The organism is Thermomonas fusca (genome assembly GCF_005862345.1).
Classification (GTDB): domain Bacteria; phylum Pseudomonadota; class Gammaproteobacteria; order Xanthomonadales; family Xanthomonadaceae; genus Thermomonas; species Thermomonas fusca.
This window is the reverse complement of sequence record NZ_SROY01000003.1, coordinates 120,462-145,039: the sequence shown is the minus strand read 5'-3', so window position 1 is coordinate 145,039 and position 24,578 is coordinate 120,462. Positions and strand designations below refer to the sequence as shown.

26 protein-coding genes are annotated in these 24,578 nt (G+C 66.7%); 13 read left to right on the top strand and 13 right to left on the bottom strand.

Features of this window, described 5'->3' with window-relative positions; all coding sequences use genetic code 11:
• Positions 1 to 59 precede the first annotated feature (59 nt).
• The 3 genes from E5S66_RS08560 to E5S66_RS08550 are packed head-to-tail and all read right to left on the bottom strand — an operon-like array spanning position 60 to position 2,339.
• A complete protein-coding gene (locus tag E5S66_RS08560; protein ID WP_051246812.1) occupies positions 60 to 863 on the bottom strand; it encodes a hypothetical protein in 804 nt (267 codons plus the stop codon).
• The gene (gene tesB, locus E5S66_RS08555; protein ID WP_038053097.1) at positions 860 to 1,723 is read right to left on the bottom strand and encodes an acyl-CoA thioesterase II; all 864 of its coding nucleotides are present in this window, start codon (positions 1,721 to 1,723) and stop codon (positions 860 to 862) included. The genes E5S66_RS08560 and tesB overlap by 4 nt, the downstream gene beginning before the upstream one ends.
• A gap of 58 nt (positions 1,724 to 1,781) precedes the next feature.
• The gene (locus E5S66_RS08550) at positions 1,782 to 2,339 is read right to left on the bottom strand and encodes an N-acetylmuramoyl-L-alanine amidase (protein WP_138348847.1); all 558 of its coding nucleotides are present in this window, start codon (positions 2,337 to 2,339) and stop codon (positions 1,782 to 1,784) included.
• Positions 2,340 to 2,361: 22 nt separating this feature from the next.
• On the opposite strand from E5S66_RS08550, the gene E5S66_RS08545 reads away from it, so the two are divergent.
• Both E5S66_RS08545 and rlmKL read left to right on the top strand, forming a co-directional pair.
• Positions 2,362 to 2,886: a hypothetical protein gene (locus E5S66_RS08545; protein ID WP_138348846.1), complete on the top strand. Its 525-nt coding sequence runs from the start codon at positions 2,362 to 2,364 to the stop codon at positions 2,884 to 2,886.
• Positions 2,887 to 2,890: 4 nt separating this feature from the next.
• On the top strand, positions 2,891 to 5,026 hold the full coding sequence (gene rlmKL / locus E5S66_RS08540; protein WP_138348845.1) for a bifunctional 23S rRNA (guanine(2069)-N(7))-methyltransferase RlmK/23S rRNA (guanine(2445)-N(2))-methyltransferase RlmL: 2,136 nt from the start codon (positions 2,891 to 2,893) through the stop codon (positions 5,024 to 5,026).
• 109 nt (positions 5,027 to 5,135) lie between these two features.
• Here the strand turns inward: rlmKL and E5S66_RS13650 are convergent, their stop codons facing one another.
• The 6 genes from E5S66_RS13650 to E5S66_RS08510 all read right to left on the bottom strand — a co-directional run bounded on the left by E5S66_RS13650 (position 5,136) and on the right by E5S66_RS08510 (position 10,987).
• Positions 5,136 to 6,107, bottom strand: a complete 972-nt coding sequence (locus tag E5S66_RS13650; RefSeq protein ID WP_212745337.1) for a hypothetical protein — start codon at positions 6,105 to 6,107, stop codon at positions 5,136 to 5,138.
• Positions 6,108 to 6,203: 96 nt separating this feature from the next.
• Positions 6,204 to 6,875 carry an HNH endonuclease gene (locus tag E5S66_RS08530; RefSeq protein ID WP_138348844.1) on the bottom strand — a complete coding sequence of 224 codons (672 nt, stop codon included), beginning with the start codon at positions 6,873 to 6,875 and terminating at the stop codon, positions 6,204 to 6,206.
• Between the two features lie 77 nt (positions 6,876 to 6,952).
• Positions 6,953 to 8,746 carry an acyl-CoA dehydrogenase C-terminal domain-containing protein gene (locus E5S66_RS08525; protein ID WP_138348843.1) on the bottom strand — a complete coding sequence of 598 codons (1,794 nt, stop codon included), beginning with the start codon at positions 8,744 to 8,746 and terminating at the stop codon, positions 6,953 to 6,955.
• A gap of 98 nt (positions 8,747 to 8,844) precedes the next feature.
• The gene (locus tag E5S66_RS08520) at positions 8,845 to 9,315 is read right to left on the bottom strand and encodes a hypothetical protein (RefSeq protein ID WP_138348842.1); all 471 of its coding nucleotides are present in this window, start codon (positions 9,313 to 9,315) and stop codon (positions 8,845 to 8,847) included.
• A gap of 52 nt (positions 9,316 to 9,367) precedes the next feature.
• Positions 9,368 to 9,556 carry a hypothetical protein gene (locus tag E5S66_RS08515; RefSeq protein ID WP_028839047.1) on the bottom strand — a complete coding sequence of 63 codons (189 nt, stop codon included), beginning with the start codon at positions 9,554 to 9,556 and terminating at the stop codon, positions 9,368 to 9,370.
• A 108-nt stretch (positions 9,557 to 9,664) separates the two neighbouring features.
• Complete coding sequence (locus tag E5S66_RS08510) at positions 9,665 to 10,987, bottom strand: DEAD/DEAH box helicase (RefSeq protein ID WP_138348841.1); 1,323 nt, start codon at positions 10,985 to 10,987, stop codon at positions 9,665 to 9,667.
• A 310-nt stretch (positions 10,988 to 11,297) separates the two neighbouring features.
• On the opposite strand from E5S66_RS08510, the gene E5S66_RS08505 reads away from it, so the two are divergent.
• Complete coding sequence (locus E5S66_RS08505; protein ID WP_138348840.1) at positions 11,298 to 11,645, top strand: hypothetical protein; 348 nt, start codon at positions 11,298 to 11,300, stop codon at positions 11,643 to 11,645.
• A gap of 36 nt (positions 11,646 to 11,681) precedes the next feature.
• Here E5S66_RS08505 and greB read toward each other — a convergent pair whose 3' ends face one another.
• The gene (gene greB, locus E5S66_RS08500; RefSeq protein WP_138348839.1) at positions 11,682 to 12,188 is read right to left on the bottom strand and encodes a transcription elongation factor GreB; all 507 of its coding nucleotides are present in this window, start codon (positions 12,186 to 12,188) and stop codon (positions 11,682 to 11,684) included.
• A gap of 7 nt (positions 12,189 to 12,195) precedes the next feature.
• Positions 12,196 to 13,701 carry a helicase HerA-like domain-containing protein gene (locus E5S66_RS08495; RefSeq protein ID WP_138348838.1) on the bottom strand — a complete coding sequence of 502 codons (1,506 nt, stop codon included), beginning with the start codon at positions 13,699 to 13,701 and terminating at the stop codon, positions 12,196 to 12,198.
• A 125-nt stretch (positions 13,702 to 13,826) separates the two neighbouring features.
• Here E5S66_RS08495 and E5S66_RS08490 point away from each other — a divergent pair, with 125 nt between their 5' ends.
• The 4 genes from E5S66_RS08490 (at position 13,827) to E5S66_RS08475 (ending at position 16,834) form a co-directional block, all read left to right on the top strand.
• Positions 13,827 to 15,326, top strand: coding sequence for a lytic transglycosylase domain-containing protein (locus tag E5S66_RS08490; RefSeq protein ID WP_138348837.1), 1,500 nt, complete (start codon positions 13,827 to 13,829; stop codon positions 15,324 to 15,326).
• Between the two features lie 85 nt (positions 15,327 to 15,411).
• A complete protein-coding gene (locus E5S66_RS08485; protein WP_138348836.1) occupies positions 15,412 to 15,759 on the top strand; it encodes a TfoX/Sxy family protein in 348 nt (115 codons plus the stop codon).
• A gap of 229 nt (positions 15,760 to 15,988) precedes the next feature.
• A complete protein-coding gene (locus E5S66_RS08480; protein WP_138348835.1) occupies positions 15,989 to 16,420 on the top strand; it encodes a hypothetical protein in 432 nt (143 codons plus the stop codon).
• A 141-nt stretch (positions 16,421 to 16,561) separates the two neighbouring features.
• Positions 16,562 to 16,834, top strand: a complete 273-nt coding sequence (locus E5S66_RS08475; protein WP_138348834.1) for a hypothetical protein — start codon at positions 16,562 to 16,564, stop codon at positions 16,832 to 16,834.
• Positions 16,835 to 16,972: 138 nt separating this feature from the next.
• Here the strand turns inward: E5S66_RS08475 and E5S66_RS08470 are convergent, their stop codons facing one another.
• A complete protein-coding gene (locus E5S66_RS08470) occupies positions 16,973 to 17,947 on the bottom strand; it encodes an IS110 family transposase (protein WP_281278272.1) in 975 nt (324 codons plus the stop codon).
• Positions 17,948 to 18,135: 188 nt separating this feature from the next.
• Between E5S66_RS08470 and E5S66_RS08465 the strand changes: the two genes are divergently transcribed.
• Positions 18,136 to 19,248 carry an FRG domain-containing protein gene (locus E5S66_RS08465; RefSeq protein WP_138348832.1) on the top strand — a complete coding sequence of 371 codons (1,113 nt, stop codon included), beginning with the start codon at positions 18,136 to 18,138 and terminating at the stop codon, positions 19,246 to 19,248.
• Positions 19,249 to 19,371: 123 nt separating this feature from the next.
• Positions 19,372 to 20,364: a DUF4062 domain-containing protein gene (locus tag E5S66_RS08460; RefSeq protein ID WP_138348831.1), complete on the top strand. Its 993-nt coding sequence runs from the start codon at positions 19,372 to 19,374 to the stop codon at positions 20,362 to 20,364.
• Positions 20,365 to 20,625: 261 nt separating this feature from the next.
• On the opposite strand, the gene E5S66_RS08455 is transcribed toward E5S66_RS08460, so the two are convergent.
• Positions 20,626 to 21,291: a dienelactone hydrolase family protein gene (locus tag E5S66_RS08455; RefSeq protein WP_138348830.1), complete on the bottom strand. Its 666-nt coding sequence runs from the start codon at positions 21,289 to 21,291 to the stop codon at positions 20,626 to 20,628.
• Between the two features lie 161 nt (positions 21,292 to 21,452).
• Between E5S66_RS08455 and E5S66_RS08450 the strand changes: the two genes are divergently transcribed.
• The 4 genes from E5S66_RS08450 to E5S66_RS08435 all read left to right on the top strand — a co-directional run bounded on the left by E5S66_RS08450 (position 21,453) and on the right by E5S66_RS08435 (position 24,478).
• A complete protein-coding gene (locus E5S66_RS08450) occupies positions 21,453 to 21,830 on the top strand; it encodes a nuclear transport factor 2 family protein (RefSeq protein WP_138348829.1) in 378 nt (125 codons plus the stop codon).
• Between the two features lie 111 nt (positions 21,831 to 21,941).
• Entirely contained in the window at positions 21,942 to 22,166 is a 225-nt protein-coding gene (locus E5S66_RS08445) for a hypothetical protein (protein ID WP_028839055.1), read from the top strand.
• A gap of 101 nt (positions 22,167 to 22,267) precedes the next feature.
• Positions 22,268 to 22,606 carry a hypothetical protein gene (locus E5S66_RS08440; RefSeq protein ID WP_138348828.1) on the top strand — a complete coding sequence of 113 codons (339 nt, stop codon included), beginning with the start codon at positions 22,268 to 22,270 and terminating at the stop codon, positions 22,604 to 22,606.
• 123 nt (positions 22,607 to 22,729) lie between these two features.
• A complete protein-coding gene (locus E5S66_RS08435; RefSeq protein ID WP_138348827.1) occupies positions 22,730 to 24,478 on the top strand; it encodes an ABC1 kinase family protein in 1,749 nt (582 codons plus the stop codon).
• Positions 24,479 to 24,578 lie beyond the last annotated feature (100 nt).

Sequence of the window (24,578 nt, the reverse complement as noted above, 5' to 3'; positions counted from 1 at the left end):
GTAACGAAAACGGCCCGCAGCGATGCGGGCCGTTTTTTTGTTGCTGGGTACCGCGTGTATCAGCGACGGCGCAGCACCCGCCAGACGGTGCCGTTGCGTTCCACCTCGAGCACGCGCGGCTTGCCGCTGCCCACCGTCAGCTGCACCTCGCCGCTGCCGCTGCCATCGGTGCGGTAATCCTCCACCGCGATGGCCAGCGCGTCCTTGCCGGGGCAGGCCGACGCCGGGAACAGGGCGACAGGCTTGGTCGGCAGTGCCTGCAGCAGCTTCGCCGATGGATCGCCGCCATCCACCGAGAGGCAGGCCTGCGCCGGCTTGCGCCTATCCAGCGTGTCGGCCACCAGCAACTGCGCCAGCGCGGTGGGGACATCGACGCGATGGACCTGCACGTCGGTGATGGCCTCTGGCACCAGTGGCGGCGGCGCCGATGGGGCCGCGGGCGCGGCAGGCGCGGCGACGATTGCCTCCGGCGCCTGCTTGCGGGTGGTGAAAACGATCAGCGCGATGCCGCCGGCGATCAGCAACAGCAGCCCCACCTTCACCCGCTTGGCGTTGAAGTAGCCGCCGCCCGACGCCTCGCCGTGGCGGCCGCTGGGCAGGTAGCTGGATCCCGGATCGCGGGTGTTTTCCAGCAGCCCCAACTCGCGCAGCAGCTGGCGGCCGCGTGGCTGGTCTTCGGAATGGACGATCCAGACCGCGGGGATGTCGTCGGGAATGCGACGGCTGTCGTAGCTGAAGCCGCCGCGGCGACGGCCGCGATACGAGCGGCCGTTGGCGATCTTGACCGCGATGCCCTCGGCGCGCAGCAGCTCTGCCACCGCCTCGACGTTTTCCAGGCGCTGGCTGGAGAAGACCTTCCTCACGCCGGCAGCACCCGGATCATGCCCTCCTGCGCAGTGCTGGCCACCAGCCGGCCGCTGCGGTCGAACACCTGCCCGCGCGCCAGCCCGCGCGCGCCCTGCGCGCTGGGGCTGTCGATCGAATACAGCAGCCAGTCGTCGGCGCGGAAGCTGCGGTGGAACCACAGCGCGTGGTCCAGCGACGCCATCTGCACGTTGGGCTGGTAGTAGCTGATGCCGTGCGGGAAGGTGGCGGTGCCGAGCAGGTGGAAGTCGGATGCGTAGGCCAGCAGCGCGCGATGCAGCTCCGGCGCATCACCGACCTTCTCGGTCAGGCGGAACCACACCTGCTGGAACGGCGGGCGCTTGGGCGGGTTCAGCTCGTCGCGCGGATAGACGTGGCGGAACTCGAACGGGCCGGCACGATCCAGCCAGCGCTGCACCTTGGTGGGCAGCAGGGCGAGCTTTTCGGGCGGGATGGTGGGCGCGGGCTCCAGGTCTTCGGGCTTGGGCACGTCCGGCATCGACAGCTGGTGCTCCGCGCCCGGCTCCTCGTCCTGGAACGAGGCGGCGCAGAAGAAGATCACCTTGCCGTGCTGGATCGCGGTGACGCGGCGTACCGAAAAACTGCCGCCGTCGCGGGTGCGGTCCACGTGGTAGACGATCGGCGCCTCGATGTTGCCGGCGCGCAGGAAATAGGCGTGCAGCGAATGCGCGTTGCGCGGCTCGGTCATGGTGGCCTGCGCCGCCGACAGCGCCTGTCCCAGCACCTGCCCGCCGAACACGTACTTGGTGCCGATGTCGCGGCTCTGGCCGCGGAACAGGTCGTCTTCCAGACGTTCCAGCGACAGCAGTTCGATCAGTTCGGAGACGGGGGCGTTCATGGGCTGGAATTATACGGGGCGGCCATGACGCTTCCCTTTGCGGGCAGGGTGGGCGCCGCTATGCGATCCGCCGCAGCGGCACCGCAGCCAGCACGGCATGCCAAGGAAACAGCGGCCCCGGGTCGCGCTTGCGCCGCACCTTCAGGGCGGGGTCGTCGCTGGCTTCGACCTCGTCGCGATCCAGGTCCTCGTGGCCGGCGATCTGCGCCAGCGACGGGATTTCCCTGCACAGCCGCTGCAGCAGGGCGGTCAGCGCGGCGATCTGCGCGTCGGTGTACGGCTCGCCCATCGCCTGCCGGCGGGAATCCAGCCAGTCGGGGAACCGGCCGGTATTGACCAGTTCGATGCCGATGCTGCGCGCGTTCCAGCCGCGGGTGTGGTGGGCGCTGCGCGCGGGTGGCGCGTACTCCTCGATGCGGCCGTCGCGGTCAATGTAGTAATGCCCGCTGTTGCCGGTGCCGGAGTCGTAGAGGACCCGCTCGCCGTATGCGCGCGCGGTGGCGAGGTCGGGCAGCTCGGTGCAGTGGATGACCACGGTGTCGACGGCGTCCGGCGCACGTGCGGCCAGCAGCGCCGCATAGGGCAGGTGGTGCGCGTGGATCGTCGGGGCGGGCATGCGCCGATGCTAGCATTCACCCATGAGAGGACATTGCATCCTGTCGCACGGCTTCGAAAGCGGCCCCGATGCGACCAAAGTGACCGCGCTGGCCGATGTGGCCGAGCGCCTGGGCTGGACCCACGAACGCCCCGACTACACCGACCTGGACGCCCGCCGCGAGGTGACGCCGCTGGGCGACGTGGCCGCCCGCATCGCCCGCCTGCAGGCGCTGGCGCAGGCCGCCGCCGCGCGCGGCCCGCTGGTGCTGGCCGGCTCCAGCCTGGGCGCCTACATCAGCGGCCACGTGTCGCTGCAGCTGCCGGTGGCCGGCCTGTTCCTGATGGCGCCGCCGGTGGTCATGGAGGGCGCGCCGCCGATGCAGGCCGCAGGCGTGCCGACCTCGATCATCCACGGCTGGCACGACGAGCTGATCCCGGCCGCGCAGGTGGTGGAATGGGCGGCGGCGCGCGACGCGCGGCTGCTGCTGGTGAACGATTCCCACCGCCTGTCCGACCACGTGCAGGCCAGCGCCGAAGCTTTCGCCGCGCTGCTGGCGGCGCTGTGACGCCATGAAATTCTTCGCTTCCTGCGGCAAGGGCCTGGAATACCTGCTGGCGGACGAGTTGGTCGCCCTCGGCTGCGCGCGCGCCACCGCCACCATCGCCGGTGCCAACGTCGAGGGCAGCCTGCTGGATGCCCAGCGCGCGGTGCTGTGGTCGCGCCTGGCCAGTCGCATCCTCTGGCCCATCTCCGAGTTCGAATGCGCCGACGAGCATGCGCTGTACGCCGGTGCGGCCGCGGTGGACTGGACGCGCCATCTCTCGCCCAACCACACCTTCGCCATCGACGCACACGTCTCCGGCAGCGCCATCACCCATGCGCGCTACGCCGCGCAGCGGGTGAAGGACGCCGTCGTCGACACCCTGCGCGCCAGCACCGGCCAGCGGCCGGACGTGGACGTGGAGTCGCCGGATGTCCGCATCAACCTGGTCGTCCGCAAGGGCCGCGCCACGCTGTCCATCGACCTGTCCGGCGGGCCGATGCACCGGCGCGGCTGGCGGCGCGTGCAGGGTGCGGCGCCGCTCAAGGAAACCGTGGCCGCGGCGGTGCTGGCGCGCGCCGGCTGGGCGCAGGCCTATGCCGAAGGTGGCGACCTGCTGGACCCCATGTGCGGCAGTGGCACGCTGTTGATCGAGGGCGCGTTGATGGCCGCCGACGTGGCGCCGGGCCTGCGCCGCCACGGTGACGCAATGCCGACCCGCTGGACCGGTTTCGATGGCGAAGCCTGGGCGGGTCTGCGGGTGGAGGCCATCGCGCGTGAAGCGCGCGGCCGCGCCACGCTGCGGCCGTGCTTCCACGGCAGCGACGTGGACCCGCACGCCATCCGCGCCGCCCACGAGAACGCGCAGGCGGCGGGCGTGGACGACGCCATCGGCTTCTCCGTGCGCGACATCGCCGACCTGGCGCCGATGGAAAACCCGCGCGGGGTGGTCGCCTGCAATCCGCCCTACGACGCCCGCCTGGCCGCCGACCCGGCGCTGTACCGCGCGCTGGGCGATGCGCTCAAGCGCGTGGCGCCGCAGTGGCGCGCGGCGCTGCTGTGCGGCGACGGCGAGCTGGCGCGGGCCACCGGGCTGCGTGCGAAGAAGAGTTATCAGCTGTTCAACGGCGCGATCGAATGCAGCCTGATCGCGGTGGATCCGATCGCGCCGCCGCAGCGCGAAGGCATCGAGAAGCGCGCGCTGCCGGAAGGCGCGCAGATGGTGGCGAACCGCCTGCGCAAGAACCTCGACAAGCTGGCGCGCTGGCGGCAGCAGGAGCAGGTCAGCTGCTTCCGCGCCTACGACGCCGACATCCCCGAATACGCCTGCGCGGTGGACGTGTACACCACGGTTGAAGGCGAGATGTGGCTGCATGTGCAGGAATACGCCGCGCCGGCCGAGATCCCCGAAACCACCACCCGCAAGCGCCTGAACGACCTGCTGCTGGCGGTGCGCGAGGTGTTCGCCCTGCCACGCGAGCGGGTCGCCGTGAAGACCCGCAGCACCGGCAAGGGCGGCAGCAAGTACGGCCACTTCGACCATCGGGGGCAGTTCCTCACGGTGGAGGAGGGCGCGGCGAAACTGCAGGTCAACCTGTTCGACTACCTCGACACCGGGCTGTTCCTCGACCACCGCCCGCTTCGCGCGCGGATGGCGCGGGAAGCGCGCGGCAAGCGCTTCCTCAACCTGTTCTGCTACACCGGCGTTGCCACCGTGCAGGCGGCGGTGGAGGGCGCAGCGCAGACCACCAGCGTCGACCTGTCGGCGACCTATCTGGAATGGCTGGCCGACAACCTGCGCGGCAACGGCATCGGCGGCACCCGCCACCGCATCGCCCAGGCGGATGCGCTGAAGTGGCTGGAAGCCGATTCCGGCGAATACGACGTGGTGTTCTGCGACCCGCCCACGTTCTCCAACTCCAAGCGCGCCGACGACTTCGACGTGCAGCGCGACCACGTGCGCCTGCTGCGCGCGGCGGTGGCGCGGCTGGCGCCGGGGGGCGTGCTGTACTTCAGCAACAACTTCCGCCGCTTCAAGCTGGACGAGGCGGCGTTGGCGGAGTTCGCGCAGGTGGAAGACATCAGTGCATCCACCATTCCGCCGGATTTCGCCCGCAACGCGCGCATCCACCGGGCGTGGCGGATCCTGGCATCGGGTTCCTGACCACGCAGAAGGCAGTGGAGCAAACTCCGCTTCTCGGGGGCGTGCGCCGGCGCCGGCGCATCACCATGCCGGAGTTTACGGTGCTGGCGCGGCGTGAGCCGGCGCGTTGTCAGTGGCCGCGGATGCGCCCGAACAGGCCGGTAGTGCGCGGCGATGCCGGGGCCGATGGCGGCGGTGCATCGGCCGGTTCGGCATAGCCGGTGGCGAGGTTGGCGTTGATGAAGCCTGTCACTTCCTCGGCGCTGACGCCGCTTGCTTCGGCGATGTCGGCAACCCCGGCCGGCCCTTTCATCATCACCGTGGCGATGCGGAAATGCTTGGGATACTCGCGCTCGGTCTGCGGCCACTTCTTCAGCAGGTAGCGGCCGTCGATGGCCGCGCCGGACAGTAGCCCACCCAGCCACTGCAGGCGCTGCAGTGGCTGCGCAGGGCCCAGCGCAGCCGCCTCGGCGTCCCAGGCCGCGGCGTCGGGCATGGTGAAGTCGCTTTCCGGCAGTTCGCCGGCAAAACAGGGCGCCAGCGGCTTGAGCATGGCCGGGCCGTGCCAGCTGCCGGCCTGCGGGTCGATCAGCAGCGCCGGTGCATCGGCGCACTGCAGGCGCACGCGCTGGCGAAGGGCGCCGTTCGCCAGCCACTGCTGCAGCGTGCGCGCGGCCGGCGGTACTGGTTCCGGCTCGGGTTCGGGCTGCGGGGTCGCGGGCGGTTCCGGCGCCGGTTGCGGTTCCGGCGCGACGATGGTCGGCGCCGGCTCGACCGCCGGTGCGGGCCCGCGCGGCGGCGGCGTTTCGTCGGGCGTCCGCTGCGCATCGCCGGCGATCTCGCTCAGCAACACTGCCAGGTCGGTCGCGTTGATCGGCAGCGGTAGCCGGTAGTCGGTCTGCTGGCGGTCGGCGGCGGCCAGCGCGATCACCTTGCGGCCCATGCCGTGCAGGCGCAGCCAACTCATCGGGCCGTACAGGCTGTCCATGTCGATGATGATGTAGTCGGCCGCGTCGCCTTCGACGAAGCTCCAGCGGTGGCCGGTTTCGGCGTTGGCGATCTTGAACGCGGCGGCAACCTCCGCCTCGGTCGCGCGATCCATCCCGGTAGTGCCCAACGTCAGCGCCATCGCCATCCCCGCAGCAGAAAAACACGGTCGAGTGTTGCCAAGCGGGGCGCGCGCGTCAATGCACCGGCGCTACACGGCAAGTCTGCGGGGCTTCTTGGCGGGCAGCTGGGCCTTCAGGAAGGCCATCTGGTCGGCCAGGATGTTGCGGTTCGACAGGATCAGGTGCTCGATCCAGCTGGGCCGGTACGGCACAGCCAGCAGCGGCATGCCGGCCTGCTGCGGGGTGCGGTTGCCCTTGCGCGAATTGCAGTGGAAGCAGGCGGTGACCACGTTTTCCCAGATGTCGCGGCCGCCCTTGGACACCGGCTGCACGTGGTCGCGGGTCAGCGTGCCGCGGTGGTACTGGCGGCCGCAGTACAGGCACAGCTGCTGGTCGCGGGCGAACAACGCCTGGTTGGTCAGGGTGGGGGTGGGGTCGATGGCCGCCGGGCGGACGTGGCCGCGTGCGGCGATGATGGGGTGCAGGCGCAGGATGCTGCGCTCGCCGCTGCGGCGGTTGATGCCGCCGTGGACGCTGAGGCAGGGTTCGCCCAGCGTCCACGCCACCGCGCCGCGGGCGTACAGGCAGGTGGCATCCTGCCAGCTCATCCAGTCCAGCGCGCGGCCATGTGCATCCAGCCCGAGCAGGCGCAGATTGGGGAAGAAGCCGGCGGCGCCGGGGAAAACGAAGCTGTCCGCGTGCAGCGCAGCGGTGGGGTCGCCGGTATGGGCCGTGCGATATGTCGCTGTATCGGTCTCCATCGGGAAACCAGCTTATACGCCTTCGATGACGGTTTGTGTACCGAGGCGCAGCCCACGCGCCCGGCGCGTGGTGATGCTCAGTTCGCGCCGAAGCCTGCGTCCGGCATCGCCATCAACGTGGCCGCGCCGGCTTCGATGGCCGCCTTGTGCGCCAGCGTGCGCGGCAGGATGCGGGCGAAGTAGAAGCGGGCGGTGTCGCGTTTGGCGTCCTTGAACGCCTGCGGGCGGTCGGATGCATTGGCGGCGGCGACGCTGCGCGCCCACCAGTAGGCCAGCACCACGTAGCCCGAATAGAACAGGTAGTCGGTGCTTGCCGCACCCAGCTCCTCCGGGTTGCCGGCGGCGCGGGTCAATGTCTCGATGGTGAGCTTGCCCCACTCGCCGCACTTGGCGCGCAGCGGCGCGATGAACTCGGTCAGCGCTTCGTCGCCTTCGTGCTGCCTGGCGAAGGCTTCCACCTCGGCGATGAACAGCTTCAGCCCCGCGCCCTGCGTTGCTGCGGTCTTGCGGCCGATCAAGTCCAGCGACTGGATGCCGGTGGTGCCTTCATACAGGGTGGTGATGCGGGCGTCGCGGGCCAGCTGCTCGATGCCGTGTTCGGCGATGTAGCCGTGGCCGCCGAAGCACTGCACCGCGTTGTAGGTGTTCTCGATCGCCCACTCGGTCAGGCAGGCCTTGGAGATCGGGGTGAGGAAGCTGACCAGGGTCTCGGCGCGTTCCCGCTCGGCGGGATCACCGGCTTTCTCGGCGGTGTCCAGCAGCGCATAGGCCTGCATCGACAGCAGCCGGCCGCCTTCGATCAGCGCCTTCTGCGACAGCAGCATGCGGCGCACGTCGGGCTGCACGAGGATCGGATCGGCCGGCTTGTCGGGATACTTCGGGCCCGACAGCGAGCGCGACTGCAGGCGCTCGCGCGCGTAGCGCAGCGCGTTCTGGTAGGCGCGCTCGGACAGGCCAAGGCCCTGCACGCCAACGCCGAGGCGAGCCGAGTTCATCATCACGAACATCGCCTGCAGGCCCTTGTGCGGCTGGCCCAGCAGATAGCCCTCGGCGCCGTCGAAGTTCATCACGCAGGTGGCGGAACCGTGGATGCCCATCTTGTGTTCGATCGCGCCGCAGCGCACCGCGTTGCGCTCGCCGACGCTGCCGTCGCGGGCGACCTTGAACTTCGGCACCACGAACAGCGAGATGCCCTTGGCGCCGGGCGGCGCGTCAGGCAGCTTGGCCAGCACCAGGTGGATGATGTTGGGGACCAGGTCGTGCTCGCCGGCGGTGATGAAGATCTTGGTGCCGGTGATCGCGTACTTGTTGTCGGCAATGGGTTCGGCGCGGGTCTTGAGCAGGCCGAGGTCGGTGCCGCAGTGCGGTTCGGTCAGGCACATGGTGCCGGTCCAGGTGCCGGCCACCAGCGGTTCCAGGAACACCGTCTTCTGCCAGTCCTCGCCGTAGGTCTCCAGCGCCTTGACCGCGCCGTGGCTGAGCATCGGGAAGTTGCCCCAGGCCAGGTTGGCGCTGTCCACCATCTCGGTGAGCACGCCGCCCAGCAGCGCCGGCATGCCCTGGCCGCCGTGTTCGGGCGCGTTGGTCAGGCCGGTCCAGCCGCCTTCCACGAACTTGTCGAAGGCGTCCTTGAAGCCCGGCGGCGGGGTGACGTTGCCGGTGGCCTTGTCGTAGCTGCAGCCGATCTCGTCGCCGATCCGGTTGAGCGGGGCCAGCACGGTTTCGCTGAAGCGCGCGGCTTCGTCCAGCACCGCGTCCACCAGCTCGCGGTTGGCGTCGGCGTGGCCGAGCCGGGCGAACAGCGCCTCGGCGCCCAGCACGTCGTAAAGGGCGAAGCGAAGATCGTCGAGGGGGGCCTTGTAGGTGCTCATGCGTGCGGTTCCTGGCATGGGCGGGCCGCCATCCGGCCCGCGGGAACCCTGAGCATACTACAGCGTATGGTTTTGGTGGAATGCCTGCCGGGGCGGGCTCAGCGCAGCGCGCCGGGCAGCCCGGGCACCGGCGACAGTGCGCTTTCGCGCTTGATCTCGTAGCTGCGCGGCTTGCCGTCCAAAGGGCCGGCCTGAAGGGTGCCGCGCAGGCTGTAGGACAGCCCGCGGCCGTCGGCCAGCGCGGTAGCCAGGCGCGCGCGCCCGGCCGGCGTGGGGGTGACCACGGCGCTATGCACGTCGGCGGATTCCGGTGCCACTTCCAGGTTCGGCTGCAGGTCCAGCCGCGCCGCGGCGCCGTTGTCGAAGCTGATCTCCAGCGCGGTGCTGTCGAAGCGCATCGCCACGCTGCTGAAGTTGTTGAGCCGCAGCGCCACGTCCCAGCGGCCATCGGCGCGCACGGTGAGCTGCTGGATGCTGGCCGCGGGTTCGGAAACGCGCCGCACCGGGCCGCTGCCGCAAGCGGCCAGCAGGAAGGCAAGGGCGGTGAAACTGGCAAGCCGGCGGATCATGCGGTGGCTCCGTGGGACGAAGGCCGCAGCATACCCGCGCGTGTCGCCGGCATCAGTAGATCTGCTCGCCGCCGGGCACGGGCAGTTCGCGGATGTACAGGTCCTTGGCGGCGATGAAGGCTTCGGCGCAGCGATAGGCTTCGCGGCCGAGTTCGATGCGCGCATCGGCATCCAGCGGCGCGCCGCGATGGGCACCCACCAGCTGGGCGAACAGGTTCAGGGCGATGTCGTGGATGTCCATGCGTTGCTCCCCGGAGGAAGTGGCGAACATACACCCGTGATGCGCCCGCAGGAACCCGCCGGCAGGCGTCTGCCGTGCCGGCGGTGATGGTGCAGCGCTGGGGCCGGATCAGCCCTGGCGCGAATCGCGGCGGCCGGCGCCCGGCGCGTTGCCGCGGCGGCCGTCACGCGGCTGCTTGGGGCCGGCGTGTGCATGCGCCTCGGCGGTGCGCGGCTTGCCGTGCGGGCGACGGTTGCGGGCGGGGCGCGGGCTGCGCGGGGCGGCCTCGAACGGTTTGGCATCGCTGCGGATCGAGCGCGAGGGCTCGAAGCCCGGCACGACTTCCATTGCGATCTCGCGGCCCAGCAGCTTCTGGATCTGGCGCAGCAGATTGGCCTCGTCCGGCGACACCAGCGAAATCGCTTCGCCGGTCGCGCCGTTGCGGCCGGTGCGGCCGATGCGGTGCACGTAGTCCTCGGCCACCATCGGCAGGTCGTGGTTGATCACCAGCGGCAGGTCGGGGATGTCCAGGCCGCGCGCGGCCACGTCGGTGGCGACCAGGATGCGGGTCTTGCCGCTCTTGAACTCGTTCAGCGCCTTCTGGCGGGCGGCCTGGCTCTTGTTGCCGTGGATCGCCAGCGCCGGCAGGCCGGCATTTTCCAGCTGCTCCGCCAGGCGGTTGCAGCCGTGCTTGGTCTTGCCGAACACCAGCACCTGCTCGGTGTGGCGGCGGGCCAGGATGTCGATCAGCAGGTCGCGCTTCTTCGACCCGTCAACCGGATGGGCGTGGTGGCGGATGGTCTCGATCACGGTGTTCTGCGCGGCCACCTGCACCTGCTGCGGGTCCTTCATGAACTCCAGCGCCAGCGCCTTGATGCGCGGTTCGAAGGTGGCCGAGAACAGCAGCGTCTGGCGCTGCGCCGGCACGTGCTTCATGACCCGCTTGATCGACGGCAAAAAGCCCATGTCGAGCATGCGGTCGGCTTCGTCCAGCACCAGCATCTGCACGCTGCCGAGCTTGCAGGTGCCGCGATCCAGATGGTCGATCAGGCGGCCCGGGCAGGCCACCAGCACGTCCACGCCGCGACGGAACGCTTCCACCTGCGGCTGCATGCCGACGCCGCCGAACAGCGAGGTGACGTTGATGCGCAGGTGCTTGGCGTAGCTGCGCAGGCTCTCGCTGACCTGCACGGCCAGTTCGCGGGTGGGGGTGAGCACCAGCACGCGCGGGCGGTGCAGGCCCTCGGGCTTGGGCATCTCGGCCAGCTTCTGCAGCAGCGGCAGGCCGAACGCGGCGGTCTTGCCGGTGCCGGTCTGGGCGCCGCCCAACACGTCGTGGCCGGCCAGGATCAGCGGGATCGCCTGCTGCTGGATGGGGGTCGGGGTGGTGTAGTTGTTGTCGGCAAGCGCGCGCAGCAACGCGGGCGCAAGGCCCAGGGATTCGAACGACATGGAGGAACTCCTTTGGTGCCCCGCACGGAATACGGGACGGCCCGGGCGTTCCTGTTGAACCGCGCCGCAGGCAGATGGCACGACGCCGGTGATCCGGGCCGTGTCTGCGCGACGAAAGGCGTACGGGAAGAAAGCCGCTAGGGGCGGCCGGCTCGATCAGGAAAAACGCACCTTTCTCGGAGGAAAGGAGATCAGCCGTGCGCAGAACAGCGGGCATTCTACGCGAAAAGCCCCGACGCGCCGAGGCACCCCTTTCGCCGTTCAGGTTGGCGTGCCACTCTTCCGGCTTCCCGCAAGGTCTGGTCCCCGCATGAAGCTTGAAGTCCGTCTTGCCCAGTGGCTGCTGGCCGCTGCCTTCCTCATCGCCGGTGGGTTCCGCCTGTGGCAGGCGCTGCGCGGCGTGCCGATCGGCAACGACGCGCTGCTGCTGAGTACCGTCGAGGTATTGATCGGCGTGCTGCTGGCCGCCGGCTGGCAGCTGCGCGCGGTGGCGCTGCTGGCCGCCGCCCTGCTGCTGACCGACGCCGTGGTGTCGCATCCGTTCTGGGAGTTTTCCGGCGCCGCGCAGTGGAGCAGGCTGCAGCAGTTCATGAAGAACATGGGGCTGGTGGGCGGGCTGGTGCTGCTGTCCGGCGCCGGCGGCGCCAAGCGCCGCTGACGCGGGGCCCGTGCGTGGCGGGCGTGTGTCGCCCGCCTACGCGGACGGGTAGGTCACTTCGATGATCGCGTAGCGCAGCGTGCCGCCGGGCAGCGGCGCTTCGAACTCGTCGTCCACGCGCTTCTTCAGCATCGCGCGCGCCAGCGGTGCGTCGATGCTGACCCAGCCCAGCTTCGCGTCGGTTTCGTCCGGGCCGACGATGCGGTAGCGCACCAGCTCGCCGCTGGCGATGTTTTCCAGCTCCACCTCGGCGCCGAAGAACACCGCCTCGCGGTCGGATGGCGCGGCGTCCACCACCTTCAGCACCTCCAGCCGCTTGCTGAGGTAGCGCACGCGGCGGTCGATCTCGCCCAGCTGCTTCTTGCGGTAGGTGTATTCGGCGTTCTCGGAGCGGTCGCCCTCGGCGGCGGCTGCTGCCAGCGCCCTGACCACTTCCGGGCGCTTCACCCGCCACAGCTCGTCCAGCTCCGCTTTCAGGCGGTCGTGGCCTTCGCGGGTGATGAGCGCCGTGCTTTTCTCGGCGGGGGGACGCCAGCGGCCCATGCGCGGCTCAGCGCTTGCCGCCGAAGATGCCGCCCAGCAGGCCGCGCAGGATCTGCCGCCCCACCTGGCTGCCCACCGTGCGCGCGGTCTGCTTGGCCATGGTCTCGATCATGCCCTGGCGGCGCTTGGTGCCGAACAGCGCGTCCTTTACCGTCTGGCCGAAGCCGTTGCCGTCGTCCGCTTCCGCCGTCTTCGCGGCCGGGGCCTGTGCCTGCGCCGCCTTGGCCTCGGTCTTCTGCGCCAGCAGTTCGGCGGCGGAGTCGCGGTCGATGCGGGTGTCGTACTTCATCCCAACCGGGCTGCCGGCGCGCACCTGCATGCGCTCGGCATCGGTGATGGCGCCCATCCGGCAGCGCGGCGGCGCGATCAGGGTCTTCTCCACCGGCATCGGCACGCCTTTGTCCAGCAGCATCGACACCAGCGCCTCGCCCGTGCCCAGCTGGCCGATGGCCTGCGCCACGTCCAGGTTCGGGTTGCGGACGAAGGTTTCGGCGGCGGTCCTGACCGCCTTCTGGTCACGCGGGGTATAGGCGCGAAGCGCGTGTTGCACGCGGTTGCCAAGCTGGCCCAGCACGTTGGACGGCACGTCGTCGGGGAACTGCGAGCAGAAATACACGCCCACGCCCTTGGAACGGATCAGCCGCACCACCTGTTCGATGCGCTGCTGCAGCGCGGGCGGGGCGTCGTCGAACAGCAGGTGCGCCTCGTCGAACACGAAGACGAGTTTGGGCTTGTCCAGGTCGCCCACTTCCGGCAGGTTCTCGAACAGCTCGGAGAGCAGCCACAGCAGGAAGCTGGAATACAGCCGCGGCTTCAGGATCAGCTGGTCGGCGGCGAGGATGTTGACTACGCCGCGGCCGTCGGGGGTGGTGCGCATCAGGTCGACCAGCTCCAGCGCCGGCTCGCCGAAGAACAGCTCCGCGCCTTCCTGCTCCAGCCGCAGCAGCGCGCGCTGGATGGCGCCGATCGACGGCGCGCTGACCAGCCCGTAGGAGGTGCTGATGTCCTTGCGCTCCTCGGCGATCAGGCCCAGCAGCGCGCGCAGGTCCTCCAGGTCGAGCAGCAGCAGGCCGCGGTCATCGGCCAGCTTGAACACGATGTCGAGCACGCCGCTCTGGGTATCGTTCAATTCGAGGATGCGCGACAGCAGGGTAGGGCCCATCTCGCTGACGGTGGTGCGCACCGGGTGCCCGGCCTTGCCCCACAGGTCCCAGAACACCACCGTCGCCGCTTCGTTGCGGTAGTCGCTGATGCCCATCTGGTCGATGCGCGCCTGCAGTTTCTCGCTGGTGGTGCCGGGCACCGCCAGCCCGGCCACGTCGCCCTTCACGTCGGCCAGGAACACCGGCACGCCGATCCGGCTGAAGCCTTCGGCCAGCGTCATCAGCGTCACCGTTTTGCCGGTGCCGGTGGCGCCGGCCACCAGCCCGTGGCGGTTGCCGTACTTCGGCAGCAGCACCACGTTGCCGCTGGTCTCGGTGGTGATGGCCTTGCCGACGAAAATGGGGTCCATGGCGTGTGTCATCCGGGAGGGTCGCCGGATTCTATGCGAACGCGTGCGCATTCATGGATGGCGCGGGTTGCCGCCGCGCAGCCGGCGCGGCTACCCTGCCAGCCCCCTTCGCAAGTCCACGCCTGATGTCCCTTCGTCCGTTGCCCCTGATCGCCACGCTTTCCCTCACGCTGCTGGCAGGGCTGTGCGCGCCCGCCGCGCAGGCGGAGTCCAAACGCGACCAGGCCGCGGTGGCGGTGTTGCAGCAGCGCATGAACGCCGCCGAGAAGCGCTACCGCGATGCCATGCTGGCGGTGGACGAGGAAGCGGCGGCCAACGCCACCAAGGCCGCGCTGGCGGAAATGAAGGGCGTGGTGGATGCCTGCGCCAAGCAGCGCGGCTGCTCGGTGGAAACCATGCTGGCCACCTACGAGCGGCTGCTGCTGGCCACTCCGCAGTTCGACGATCTCGTCGCCGAGGACGGCAATGCCGACCCCATCGACGAATCCGATCTGGACGACGTCGACGTGCCCGATTCCGCCAGCGCCGCCTCGCTGCTCAGCGAGGAGGGCCAGCGCTTCGTGAAGATGGTGCAGTTCAACCCGGCGGTGCAGGCCGGCATCCGCCGCTGGCTCACCGACATGCGGCCGTCGCTGATGGACAGCTACGAGAACTACCGCTACATGCAGCACCTGATGTCGCCGGCGTTCAAGCAGCACGGCCTGCCGGAAGCGCTGCTGTTCGGGATCATGGCGAAGGAGTCCAACGGCAAGGTGCACGCCGGCTCGCGCGCCGGCGCGGTGGGGCCGCTGCAGTTCATGCCGGCCACCGGCCGCCGCTTCGGCCTGGGCAACGACGGCAGCGGCTTCGATACCCGCTACGACCCGCGCGCCTCCGCCGATGCCGCCGCGCAGTACCTGACCGAACGCATGGCCCAGCTCAACAACAGCATCGAGCTGTCGCTGGCCGGCTACAACGGTGGCGAGGGCCGTGCCCTGCGCGTGTTCCGCGAGACCGGCGGGCGCAGCTTCTGGGATGTGGACGTGTACAACCAGTTCCCGGCCGAAACCAAGGACTACGTGCCGATGGTGATCGCCGCGGCGTGGCTGTTCCTGCATCCGAAGGACTACGGCATCCGCTGGCCGCGGGTCAGCGCCCGCCCGGCCACCGTCACCCTGTCGCAGCCGGCCTCGCTGTACCAGCTCACCATCTGCCTGGGCAACTGGGGCTCGCGCGACGGCTACCTGCGCGCGCTGCGCAACCTCAACCCGCGCTGGGAACCCGGCCAGATCCTGCCGGCCGGCACCGCGCTGAACGCCACCACCCGCATCTCCTGGCTGTACCGCTTCAACTGCACCCGCGGCAAGCGCCTGGAACTGGCCCAGCAGCTGATGACCAGCGACGTGCGCTCCGCGCTGGTGCGGGTGGGCGACCCCATGCCCACCGCCGTGCCCCCGCCGCCCGCCGCCCCCGCACGCGCCGTGACCAAGCAGAAGACCTACAAGGTGCAGCGCGGCGACACCCTTGGCGGCATCGCCCGCAAGCTGCGCTGCGACATCGGCGACCTGGCCAAGGCCAACCGCCTGAAGAAACCCAAGTACGCCATCAAGCCCGGCCAGACCCTGAAGCTGGACGGCTGCGGCTGATCCCGCCGCGCACAGCCCGGACGGCACCCGCCGTCCGGCGCTATCGTGGGGCCCCGCCGGCCAGCCCGGCCGCACGCCCCGCGCCATGGCCACCGACACCGATTTCATCGCCTATCTCGAAGAACAGGCCGGCCTCGGCGCCCGCCTGACCCACCGCCGCATGTTCGGGGAATTCGCCCTGTACGTGGACGAAAAGGTGGTGGCCTTCGCCTGCGACAACAGCCTGTTCGTCAAGCCTTCCGCCGCCGTCACCCGCCTGGCCCCGGACCTGCCGCAACGCCCGCCGTACCCCGGCGCCAAGGATTACCCGGTGGCCGACGAGCTGCTGGACGACGGCGAGCGCCTGCGGGAATTGCTGCTGGAGACGGCGGTGTTGATGCCGGCGCCTAAGGTGAAGAAGGCGAAAGCGGATGGGAAAGCCAAGAAGAAGTAGGGCGGGGATTTGCAGCGGCTTTATTGGGGCGATATGTTTCGCGAACGGGGTTTTGTGTTGACCTGATTTCGGGGGCGTGAACGTTGGGGAGAGTTCCAGCGCTTGGCTTTTGGTTAGCGAAGCACGGGGTGCCTGCTTCGCGTTGGCGGGGTGGGTGGGGAATTGCACCATCTGGATTAGTCTTCGCTTTTGAGGGCTAATCAAGCGTTAGCCTTTACTGGAGAATTTAGTGGCTCGAACACGCTTTCTTGCAAAATCGTTTGGCGACAATCGCGATGGAACTCGGGCAGGGCTTCGCAGCTTTCTCGAAAACTTACAACCCAAGACTACGGGTGTAATCGTCGTACCTACGCTATCCAATGTAAAAGACACGATCCTAGTTGACGTTCTTGGCGAGGACTTGTCACGTCAGTTGATCAAGAATCGTGAAATCACTCTGCAGGATGGAGCGACGATTCAACTCTGTTCAATCGCAACCCTAAAGAACCACAAGTACGCAGATTCCTACCTTGCCCTGTGGGCTCCGGCATCCACCATCGAGGCGGTCGAGCAACTGACAAGCTGGTCTACCGCAACTGTCGTTACATGGCTCGCCTCCGATGCAGACAAGTGGTTAACCGACCATGCGGTTCAAATCATATTTGATGACGGTAAAGGCTAACAATTCGTTCAAGCCGACTCCGCTTCGTTCCGGCGTCAGGCATGGCATAAAGAGCTTGCCATGCCTGCCACCTGCACTACGCTACGCGTCTTAACTCAGGCGTTAGGCCGCTAACAACCGTCCAGGCAATTGGAGACAATCATGGTCGAGCTGTTTGACAATGATGAGACCGGCTATCTCAAGTGGGTTCAGGCCAATCCGCATGGCTTCGTCGCAAACGTCGATCGGGCCGGGTCAGTTCCGCAGTACCCGATGGTTCACGCGGCAACACACGGCTCAATGTCCAGCCCCAAGATTGGCAATTTCACAACTGGTGACTATGTCAAGTTCTGCGGCACTGACTTGAGCGCTCTGGAGCAGTACTCGCAAACCAAGTACGGCCGGTCACTGACTCGCTGCTCTCATTGCATGTAGTCATGGGGCGCGGCCTAACAATTCGTTCAAGCCGAAACCGCTTCGTTACGGCAAAGGCATGGCAGAAAAAGCTTGCCATGCCTTTGCCTCCACTACGCGGTTCGGCTTAACTCAGCAACTGTCTTGTGATCCTGCCTTTCAGGCCAGGAGCTTGCCCTCAGCACGCAGCTCATCCCGGCGCCGTGCATTGACGATTCCAAGCAGTTTGCGCATGCAGGCCACCAGCGCCACCTTGCCCAGTTTTCCGCGGACACGCAGCTGCTGGTAGTGCGCTTTCATCAACGGGTCCCATCGCACGGCCGACAGGGTTGCCATGTACAGGGCAACTCGCACCGGCGCCCGCCCGCCGTGGATCCGGCGCTTTCCTTGTCCTTGGCCACTATCGCGATTCATCGGCGCCACACCCACCAGCTTCGCGATCTCGCGGCGGCTCAGCTCGCCCAGCTCAGGGAGCAGCGCCAGCATGCTCGCCTGGAAGACCGGTCCCAACCCCTTGCTGGAACATACGGCAGGGGTAGCGTGCTGTTTGATCAATCCGCTGATCGCTTGTTCCACAGCCTTCAGCTCGCGGGCGAGCGCGGCGATGGTACGCAGCGTCAGGATTCGCACTGCAGGCGGGGCCATCGCAGCCTGCTGCTTCTGGGCCTGCAGCGTCATGACGATCTGGCCACGACGACGCAGCCAGTCGCGCAGTTCCTGTTGCCACGCCAGTGGCGCCGCGTAAGGACGAAGCCGGTCACTCAGCAACCGTGCCATGAGGGCCAGCAGGCGGGCATCAATCGCATCCGTCTTGGCCAGCTCACCGGTCGCCCTGGCGAAGTTGCGCGCTTGCCGCGGATTGACCCGGCAGATCCACAGGCCCGCATCGCAACAGGCCTCGAGCACTGGCTCTTCATAACCGCCCGTGGCCTCCACCAAGATGCGGGGCGCATCAAGCCCCCGCAACCATTTCACGAGCTTCGTTATGCCACTGGGGGTGTTCGCGTACGCGTGACGCCTTGGCGACCTTCCACCGCAACGTCCAGATTGGTCTTGCCCACACCGATCCCGACTGCCGCCATTCCCGTTCTCCGCTACAGTTGAGTGGCCGAGAGCATCGCGCCCGAGGCCCACGCTTATCAGTTCGAGGGAAACCTCGATCAACTGTTCGGGCGCAGGGCGCGAGATCCGGCGTGCGGCCCCTGCTGAATTACGGTGGTGCTGACACCGAGGCGTTATCGGGCACGTACGCCGGGCTCTCGGCGCCTAGAGTAGGGAGTGTTCAAGACATAAGGCGTTAGGGCGCGACTGAAGGAAATCGCATGCGCGAAATCGTAGGACAGCTAACAACTGATTTGTCAGATCACTACGGCGAACTTCACCCATCAAAAGCTGACGCTTATTACATTAGTTCGTTCACCAAGCTCGTCCATCACGTCGCAAGACTTTCTTGTCTTAACAAAGACCATGTCCTGCTATTTCGCGGGCAGAACAATGACTATCTGAACAAGACGAATTCCTCGACCTTTTATCCAACGATTTATCGTGGCGAGCGAATAAGCAAGGATGAGTTAGAGCTACGAATAAGCGCCCTGAATAGCGCCTCATCCACGCTCATTGAATTGCTTACGCAAGACGGCATTGAGGGAGCGCCAGAAGTCAAACGAAGGAAATACGTACAGTGGAGCATCCTCCAACACTACGAGGTTTGCCCCACCCCGCTTATAGACTTCACCCAGTCTCTTCGCGTGGCATGCAGCTTTGCGTTGGACGGCGCAACGACGGATCCATTCATTTATGTTTTCGGCCTTCCTTATCTAACAAATAGGGTATCCCTTAACTCAGAACATGACCTCGTCAATGTACGTCTTCTGAGCATCTGCCCCCCGGATGCGCTCCGCCCGTACTTCCAGGAGGGATACCTTGCAGGGACCGATGAATCACCAGATGACTACGATTCTAAGAGCGAGTTGGATTTCAATCGGCGCCTAATCGCCAAATTTCGTATCTCTCGTTTAGCCAAATTCTGGAGCAAGGGATTTTCACCAATCCCACGGAGCGCACTTTATCCCGCAGGTGACAGAATCGCCAAGATTTGCGGGCAAATCACCGCCAGCGCCCAATCGACCAGCAGCGCAGATATTGGGAGCTTCTTGCAGGCGTGGTCTCATCTCGAATCGTACCTAATGACCGTTGCACGTCTAAGCAAGAAACGCGTGATAAATACGGTTGATGCGATCCACGCAATCCAATCAATGGAGATCCTTGATAGCTCAATGATTGAGCGCATCAACCGCTTGAGAAAATTGAGGAACCACGTCGTTCATAATCCACTGGACCAGAAGGGGAATTCCCTGAAAGAAGCCACCAGAGATCTGAGCGATCTTGTGGCGAAACTCCAAGGCTCCCAAATCACTCCATACGCCGCGCCCTAACAATTCGTTCAAGCCGACACCGCTTCGCGGCGTCGGCAAAGTCCCGTAGGATTGTGACTCTGTCGCCGCCGCAAAGCGGTGCGGCTTAACTCAGGCGTTAGCCTGTTTTTGAGACTTCATCGCATGGACAAGAGATATCAAGTCTTCGTGAGCTCAACGTATGCCGATCTTAAAGAAGAAAGGCAGCATGTCATCCAGACCCTAATGGAGATGGATTGCATCCCCTCAGGGATGGAGCTATTTCCCGCCACAGATGAAGAGCAATTTGAGTTCATCAAGCGCGTCATTAATGACTGTGACTACTACATTTTGATCATTGGCGGCCGATATGGAAGCACTACCAATGAAGGCATTAGCTACACAGAGAAAGAATATGACTATGCGGTCTCAATAGGTCTGAAGGTAGTTGCATTCATTCATGAAAATCCTGACGAAATCATTGTCGGAAAGACAGACAAGGATCCCGAGCTCGCACAAAGACTCATTGATTTCCGAGACAAAGTAGAAACGGGACGCCTGGTTAAGTATTGGCGCACAGCGACTGACTTGCCAGGCCTCGTTGCACTCAGTCTGTCAAAAACAATCAAGACGTACCCCGCCATCGGCTGGGTTCGTGCCAATCAAGTGGGCTCGAGTGAGCTACTCAATGAGATCAACGTAATTCGCAAGGAAAACGAAGAGCTACGAGCATCGCTTGAGCAAAGTCAAAAGAATGAAGCAAGCCCTACGTTGAACTTAGCTGGATTGACGGAAAGCTTCACAGTACATGGTGAGCTCAAACCAGCACATGACTACGGGTGGCGACCGTGGACTGCGGACCTGACTTGGGGAGAAATATTCGGCTTGATTTCCCCCGATCTGCTCTCGCACCCAAGTGATGCGAACGTCAAGCTAGAACTAAAAAAAGCGATTCTCAAGCACAAGAAAATCAACTATTACGACTCTCGCATTGCTGATCATGACTACCAAACGATCAAGATCCAGTTGAAGGCGCTTGGACTCGTAAGAATCAACTACCTTAAGACAACTCAAGGTGGCATGGCACTCTTCTGGAGCCTTACAGCAAATGGTGAAGCGACAATGCTTGAACTACGTGCAATCCGAGCAACAGGCTAACCAAAACCGGCAAAACTGGGGTCAGAGTCGAATTTTCTAATGTGATGGGAGGAGCGAGGTCAGGTTCACTTTTCTGTTGATGTCCTAGCTGCTCATCGCAGACTCTCACCTATGCATCCCAGCGTCCGCTCCCAAGCGAGCGCAGCCGCCTGCGGTTGGTAGGGCGGGTCCGGGTCTCGGTTGAAGGCGTCGGTAACGGTGTCAGGTTCACTTTTCTAAAGAACGGGGTCAGGTTCACTTTAGTGTTAGCGCCAGAGCTGCTTACCGCAGAGCCTCACCAAAAAACCCCAAAGTGCGCTCCCACGCCAGTGCAGCCGCTTGCGGGTGATAAGGCAGGTCCGGCTCGCGGTTGAAAGCATGATCGGCGTCGGCGTACACGAACAACTGCGCCTGCGGTTGTTTCTCCCGGTGCAGTTCGACGGTTTCCGGCGGGATGGCCGCATCCAGCGCGCCGAAGTGGAACATCAGCGGCGCCTGCGCGGGTTCGTCCAGATAGGGCGGGTTGCGTGTGGCGTAATAGCTGACCGCCGGCAGGCCCAGCCGGGTATTGGCCAGCAGCGCCACCGTGCCGCCCCAGGAAAACCCCACCACGCCCACCTGGTGGCCTTCCGCCTGCAGCAGCTGCGCGGCGGTTTCGGTGGTATCCAGGCCGCAGTCCAGGCCCAGCCGGTTCACCACGCTACGGCCGCGGTCGGCGCCGGTCTGGTCGGTGGGCAGCACGAGTCCGGGCTCGATCAGGTCGAAATACGCCGGGGCCAGCGCGATGAAGCCGGCATCGGCCAGCCGTTCGCACAGGCGCTGGTAGTGCGGCAGCAGGCCGAAGATTTCATGCGCCACCACCACCGCGCCGCGCGGCGCGCCGGCGGGATCCGCGCGCCAGGCCTGCACCGCGCCGCAGGGGGTGTAGAGGGTGTGCCAGTTGCCCATCGTGACTCCCGCGTGCTGCTTGCGATGGCGGACCACCGGTGATGGCGTTGCCCGATAGTAGCGAGCCAGGTTCCCTTCCAGTGGCGCCGGTCCGCGCCTGCTTCTGTCACGACGGCGGATGCGGGAGACTGGCGGCGGTTTCACCCTCGAAGCGTGCCGCCATGTCCCCTGCGTCCCTTGCGTCCATCGCCACCGAGTTCCTGTGCCTGTGTGCTTCCGGGCAGGTGCGGGAGGCTTACGACCGCCATGTGGCGGAGGATTTCCGCCACCACAACGCCTGGTTCCCGGGCGACCGCGAATCGCTGCTGCGGGGGATGGAGGAAAGCGCACGCAGCGAGCCGAACAGGTCGTTCGAGGTCAAGCAGACCATCGAGAGCGGCGACCGGGTGGCGGTGCTGTCGCATGTGCGGCGGGAGCAGGCCGACATCGACATCGCGGTGGTGCATATCCTGCGGTTCTCCGGCGGCAGGATCGTGGAGATGTGGGACGTGGGGCAGATGATTCCGAAGGATTCGCCGAACGCGTTGGGAATGTTCTAGCCGTCGCGGTCCCGGTTCCGTCGCGGATTCCGGCAGGTTCGTCGCGCCGCGGTTGGCGCTGACTGCCGCCGGCGGCAACGTAGGCCCTCCGTCCACCTCGGGAGCGCCCACATGGGAGCGCTGTTGGCACTGCTGGTCTGGTGCGTCCTGTTCGTTCTTTGCTGGCCGCTTGCGTTGCTGGCATTGGTCCTGTGGCCGCTGGTCTGGCTGATCGCCCTGCCATTCCGTCTGCTCGGCATCACTTTTGCTGCGCTGTTCGCCTTCCTGCGGGCGGTTCTCTTCCTGCCTGCGCGGCTGCTGGGCTGGCGTCCCGCGGCCCGCGCGGCAGGGGCCTGATCCGGGCACCGTTGACGCCCACGGACATCGAGGCGCCCGCACCTCACGCGGCATTGAGCCCGCGGCACGGACACTGGCGTCCGATTCCACGGAGCAGGGCGATGCTGTTTCCTTACGCAGGGCTTGCCGGCCAGATGATGCACATGGCGCTGCAGGCGCCATTGGTGATGGCGGCGCGGATGGGGGACTGGATGGTCCCGATGGTGCCGCCGTCCGCTCGGACCCGTCGCGAAGCCAGCCGGATGGTGCTGGAGAAGCAGGCCGCGGCGATGGAAAGTTGGGCAGCACTGAACACCCATGCGCTGCTGGCGTGGACGCAATGCCTGCTGGGACAGCCGTTGAGCCCCGCCCAGGTCGAGCGCGCCGGCCGCGCCGTGCTGGCGCCCTACGCCAGGCGGGTGGGCGCCAATGCCGCGCGCCTGGGGCGGCGTCGGCACTGACCCGGCGGCCAGCTGCTTCACGCAGGTCACACCGGCGCTGTCGCAGGCTGGCACCAGCGCCACGCCGCGCACGTGCCACGCACGCTGCAGCGCGTGGCGGCCCACTCATCGAATGGACCCGCCATGCCAGATCCGCATCATTCGCAGGACGTGCCGGAAACCCCGATCGCACCGTTCGAGGTGCCCAGCAACGCCACTGCCACTCCGTCCACCGGGATTGCGCGCACCGCGCAGATCCTCGGCTTCCTGCTGAAGTACCGCCGTGCCGGCGTGTTCGCGGGACTGGATGGGGATCTCGGTGAAGCCCCCGCCGTGCAGTCGGACAGCGAGGCCGGGCCCGAGGCCTTCGTGGACGACCTGGAGGCACTGGGTCCCACCTTCATCAAGCTGGGGCAGGCGCTCTCCACCCGGCCCGACATGTTGCCGCCGGAGTACCTGGTCGCGCTGGAGCGCATCCAGGACGATGTGTCCCCCATGCCGGTGGAGGACGTGCGCGCGCTGGTGGAGGAGGCACTGGGGGTGAAGCTGTCGCAGGCCTTCGCCGAGTTCGATCCCGAACCGCTGGGCGCCGCCTCGCTGGCCCAGGTGCACCGCGCCCGCCTGCGTGACGGCCGCCCGGTGGCGGTCAAGGTGCAGCGCCCCGGCGTGCTGCAGGCCATCGTGGCCGATCTTGATGCGATGGCGGACATTGCTGCCCGCGCAGACCGCTGGACCGACGTCGGCCGCCGCGTGGGCTTTGCCGACTGGGTGCACGAATTCCGCAAGTCGCTGCTGGCTGAACTCGACTACCGGGTGGAGGCCGACAATCTGGTGCGCTTCGGCAACCATTTCGCCAAGTACCCGGAGATCGTGGTGCCGCAGCCGGTGTGGGACTACACCCGCGAGCGCGTGCTCACGATGGACCTGGCCGACGGCATCAAGGTCACCGCGATTTCCGGCCTGCGCCGTACCGAGCAGGACCTGGGCGCGTTGGCCGAGACGGTGATGCGCGCCTACCTCGACATGGTGTTCGTGCATGGCGAGGTGCATGCCGATCCGCATCCGGGCAACCTGCTGCTCACCCGCGACAATCGCATCGCGCTGCTGGACCTGGGCATGGTGGCGCACATCCCGCCGCGCCGGCGCGAGCAGCTGCTGAAGCTGTTGTTCGCCGCGGTGGACGGCCGTGGCGAGGACGTGGCCGCCGAGGCCATCGCCATGGGCACGCGGCTGGAAAACTTCGACAACGAGCGTTATCACCGCGAAGTGGGGCAGATGATCGCCCGCTACGCCGCCATGACCGGCGGACGCACGCAGCCGGAGGGCCGGATGGTGCTGGACCTGGTGCTGCTGGGCAGCGCCTGCGGCCTGCGCACGCCGCCGGAGCTGAGCCTGCTGGGCAAGACGCTGCTCAACCTGGAAGCCGTCTGCAACGGGCTGGATCCGCAGCTGGACGTGAAGCGGGTGGTGGAGGACCACCTCGAGCACGTCATGCGCCAGCGGCTGAAGAAGTCGTTCTCGCCCGCCAACCTCGCCAGCGAGGCGATGGAGCTGCAGGCGCTGGTGCGCGGTGCGCCGCGCCGCGTCTCCGACATCCTCGGCCTGCTGGCCGACAACCGGCTGCAGGTGAAGGTCACCGGGCTGGAAGAATCCCGGCTGATGGAAAACATGCAGAAGATCGCCAACCGGATCAGCACCGGCATCATCGTGGCCGCGCTGATCGTGGCATCGGCCATGCTCATGCGCCACGAAGGTGGCGCGCGCCTGTTCGGCTATCCGGCGATCGCGCTGGTCTTCTTCATCGTGGCGGCCGTGCTGGGGTTGGGCATCGTGGTCAGTGCGCTGCTGCGCGACCGTCAGGCCAAGCCGAAGGAAACCCCGGGTACGGGTTGAGACGCCGACGACCGTGGGTTGGGAGGGCGCGTTGCCGCCGGCGCGGACGCGAATGTCCTCCGATGCCGACATGGCGTCGGCATCTCCTCCTTGATTTCGC

Bases quoted from the DNA above. Each gene is read 5' to 3' on its own strand.
- tesB (WP_038053097.1), bottom strand. From the start codon at position 1,723: ATGAACGCCCCCGTCTCCGAACTGATCGAACTGCTGTCGCTGGAACGT.
- E5S66_RS08550 (WP_138348847.1), bottom strand. From the start codon at position 2,339: ATGCCCGCCCCGACGATCCACGCGCACCACCTGCCCTATGCGGCGCTG.
- E5S66_RS08545 (WP_138348846.1), top strand. From the start codon at position 2,362: ATGAGAGGACATTGCATCCTGTCGCACGGCTTCGAAAGCGGCCCCGAT.
- rlmKL (WP_138348845.1), top strand. From the start codon at position 2,891: ATGAAATTCTTCGCTTCCTGCGGCAAGGGCCTGGAATACCTGCTGGCG.
- E5S66_RS13650 (WP_212745337.1), bottom strand. From the start codon at position 6,107: ATGGATCGCGCGACCGAGGCGGAGGTTGCCGCCGCGTTCAAGATCGCC.
- E5S66_RS08530 (WP_138348844.1), bottom strand. From the start codon at position 6,875: ATGGAGACCGATACAGCGACATATCGCACGGCCCATACCGGCGACCCC.
- E5S66_RS08525 (WP_138348843.1), bottom strand. From the start codon at position 8,746: ATGAGCACCTACAAGGCCCCCCTCGACGATCTTCGCTTCGCCCTTTAC.
- E5S66_RS08520 (WP_138348842.1), bottom strand. From the start codon at position 9,315: ATGATCCGCCGGCTTGCCAGTTTCACCGCCCTTGCCTTCCTGCTGGCC.
- E5S66_RS08515 (WP_028839047.1), bottom strand. From the start codon at position 9,556: ATGGACATCCACGACATCGCCCTGAACCTGTTCGCCCAGCTGGTGGGT.
- E5S66_RS08510 (WP_138348841.1), bottom strand. From the start codon at position 10,987: ATGTCGTTCGAATCCCTGGGCCTTGCGCCCGCGTTGCTGCGCGCGCTT.
- E5S66_RS08505 (WP_138348840.1), top strand. From the start codon at position 11,298: ATGAAGCTTGAAGTCCGTCTTGCCCAGTGGCTGCTGGCCGCTGCCTTC.
- greB (WP_138348839.1), bottom strand. From the start codon at position 12,188: ATGGGCCGCTGGCGTCCCCCCGCCGAGAAAAGCACGGCGCTCATCACC.
- E5S66_RS08495 (WP_138348838.1), bottom strand. From the start codon at position 13,701: ATGGACCCCATTTTCGTCGGCAAGGCCATCACCACCGAGACCAGCGGC.
- E5S66_RS08490 (WP_138348837.1), top strand. From the start codon at position 13,827: ATGTCCCTTCGTCCGTTGCCCCTGATCGCCACGCTTTCCCTCACGCTG.
- E5S66_RS08485 (WP_138348836.1), top strand. From the start codon at position 15,412: ATGGCCACCGACACCGATTTCATCGCCTATCTCGAAGAACAGGCCGGC.
- E5S66_RS08475 (WP_138348834.1), top strand. From the start codon at position 16,562: ATGGTCGAGCTGTTTGACAATGATGAGACCGGCTATCTCAAGTGGGTT.
- E5S66_RS08465 (WP_138348832.1), top strand. From the start codon at position 18,136: ATGCGCGAAATCGTAGGACAGCTAACAACTGATTTGTCAGATCACTAC.
- E5S66_RS08460 (WP_138348831.1), top strand. From the start codon at position 19,372: ATGGACAAGAGATATCAAGTCTTCGTGAGCTCAACGTATGCCGATCTT.
- E5S66_RS08455 (WP_138348830.1), bottom strand. From the start codon at position 21,291: ATGGGCAACTGGCACACCCTCTACACCCCCTGCGGCGCGGTGCAGGCC.
- E5S66_RS08450 (WP_138348829.1), top strand. From the start codon at position 21,453: ATGTCCCCTGCGTCCCTTGCGTCCATCGCCACCGAGTTCCTGTGCCTG.
- E5S66_RS08445 (WP_028839055.1), top strand. From the start codon at position 21,942: ATGGGAGCGCTGTTGGCACTGCTGGTCTGGTGCGTCCTGTTCGTTCTT.
- E5S66_RS08440 (WP_138348828.1), top strand. From the start codon at position 22,268: ATGCTGTTTCCTTACGCAGGGCTTGCCGGCCAGATGATGCACATGGCG.
- E5S66_RS08435 (WP_138348827.1), top strand. From the start codon at position 22,730: ATGCCAGATCCGCATCATTCGCAGGACGTGCCGGAAACCCCGATCGCA.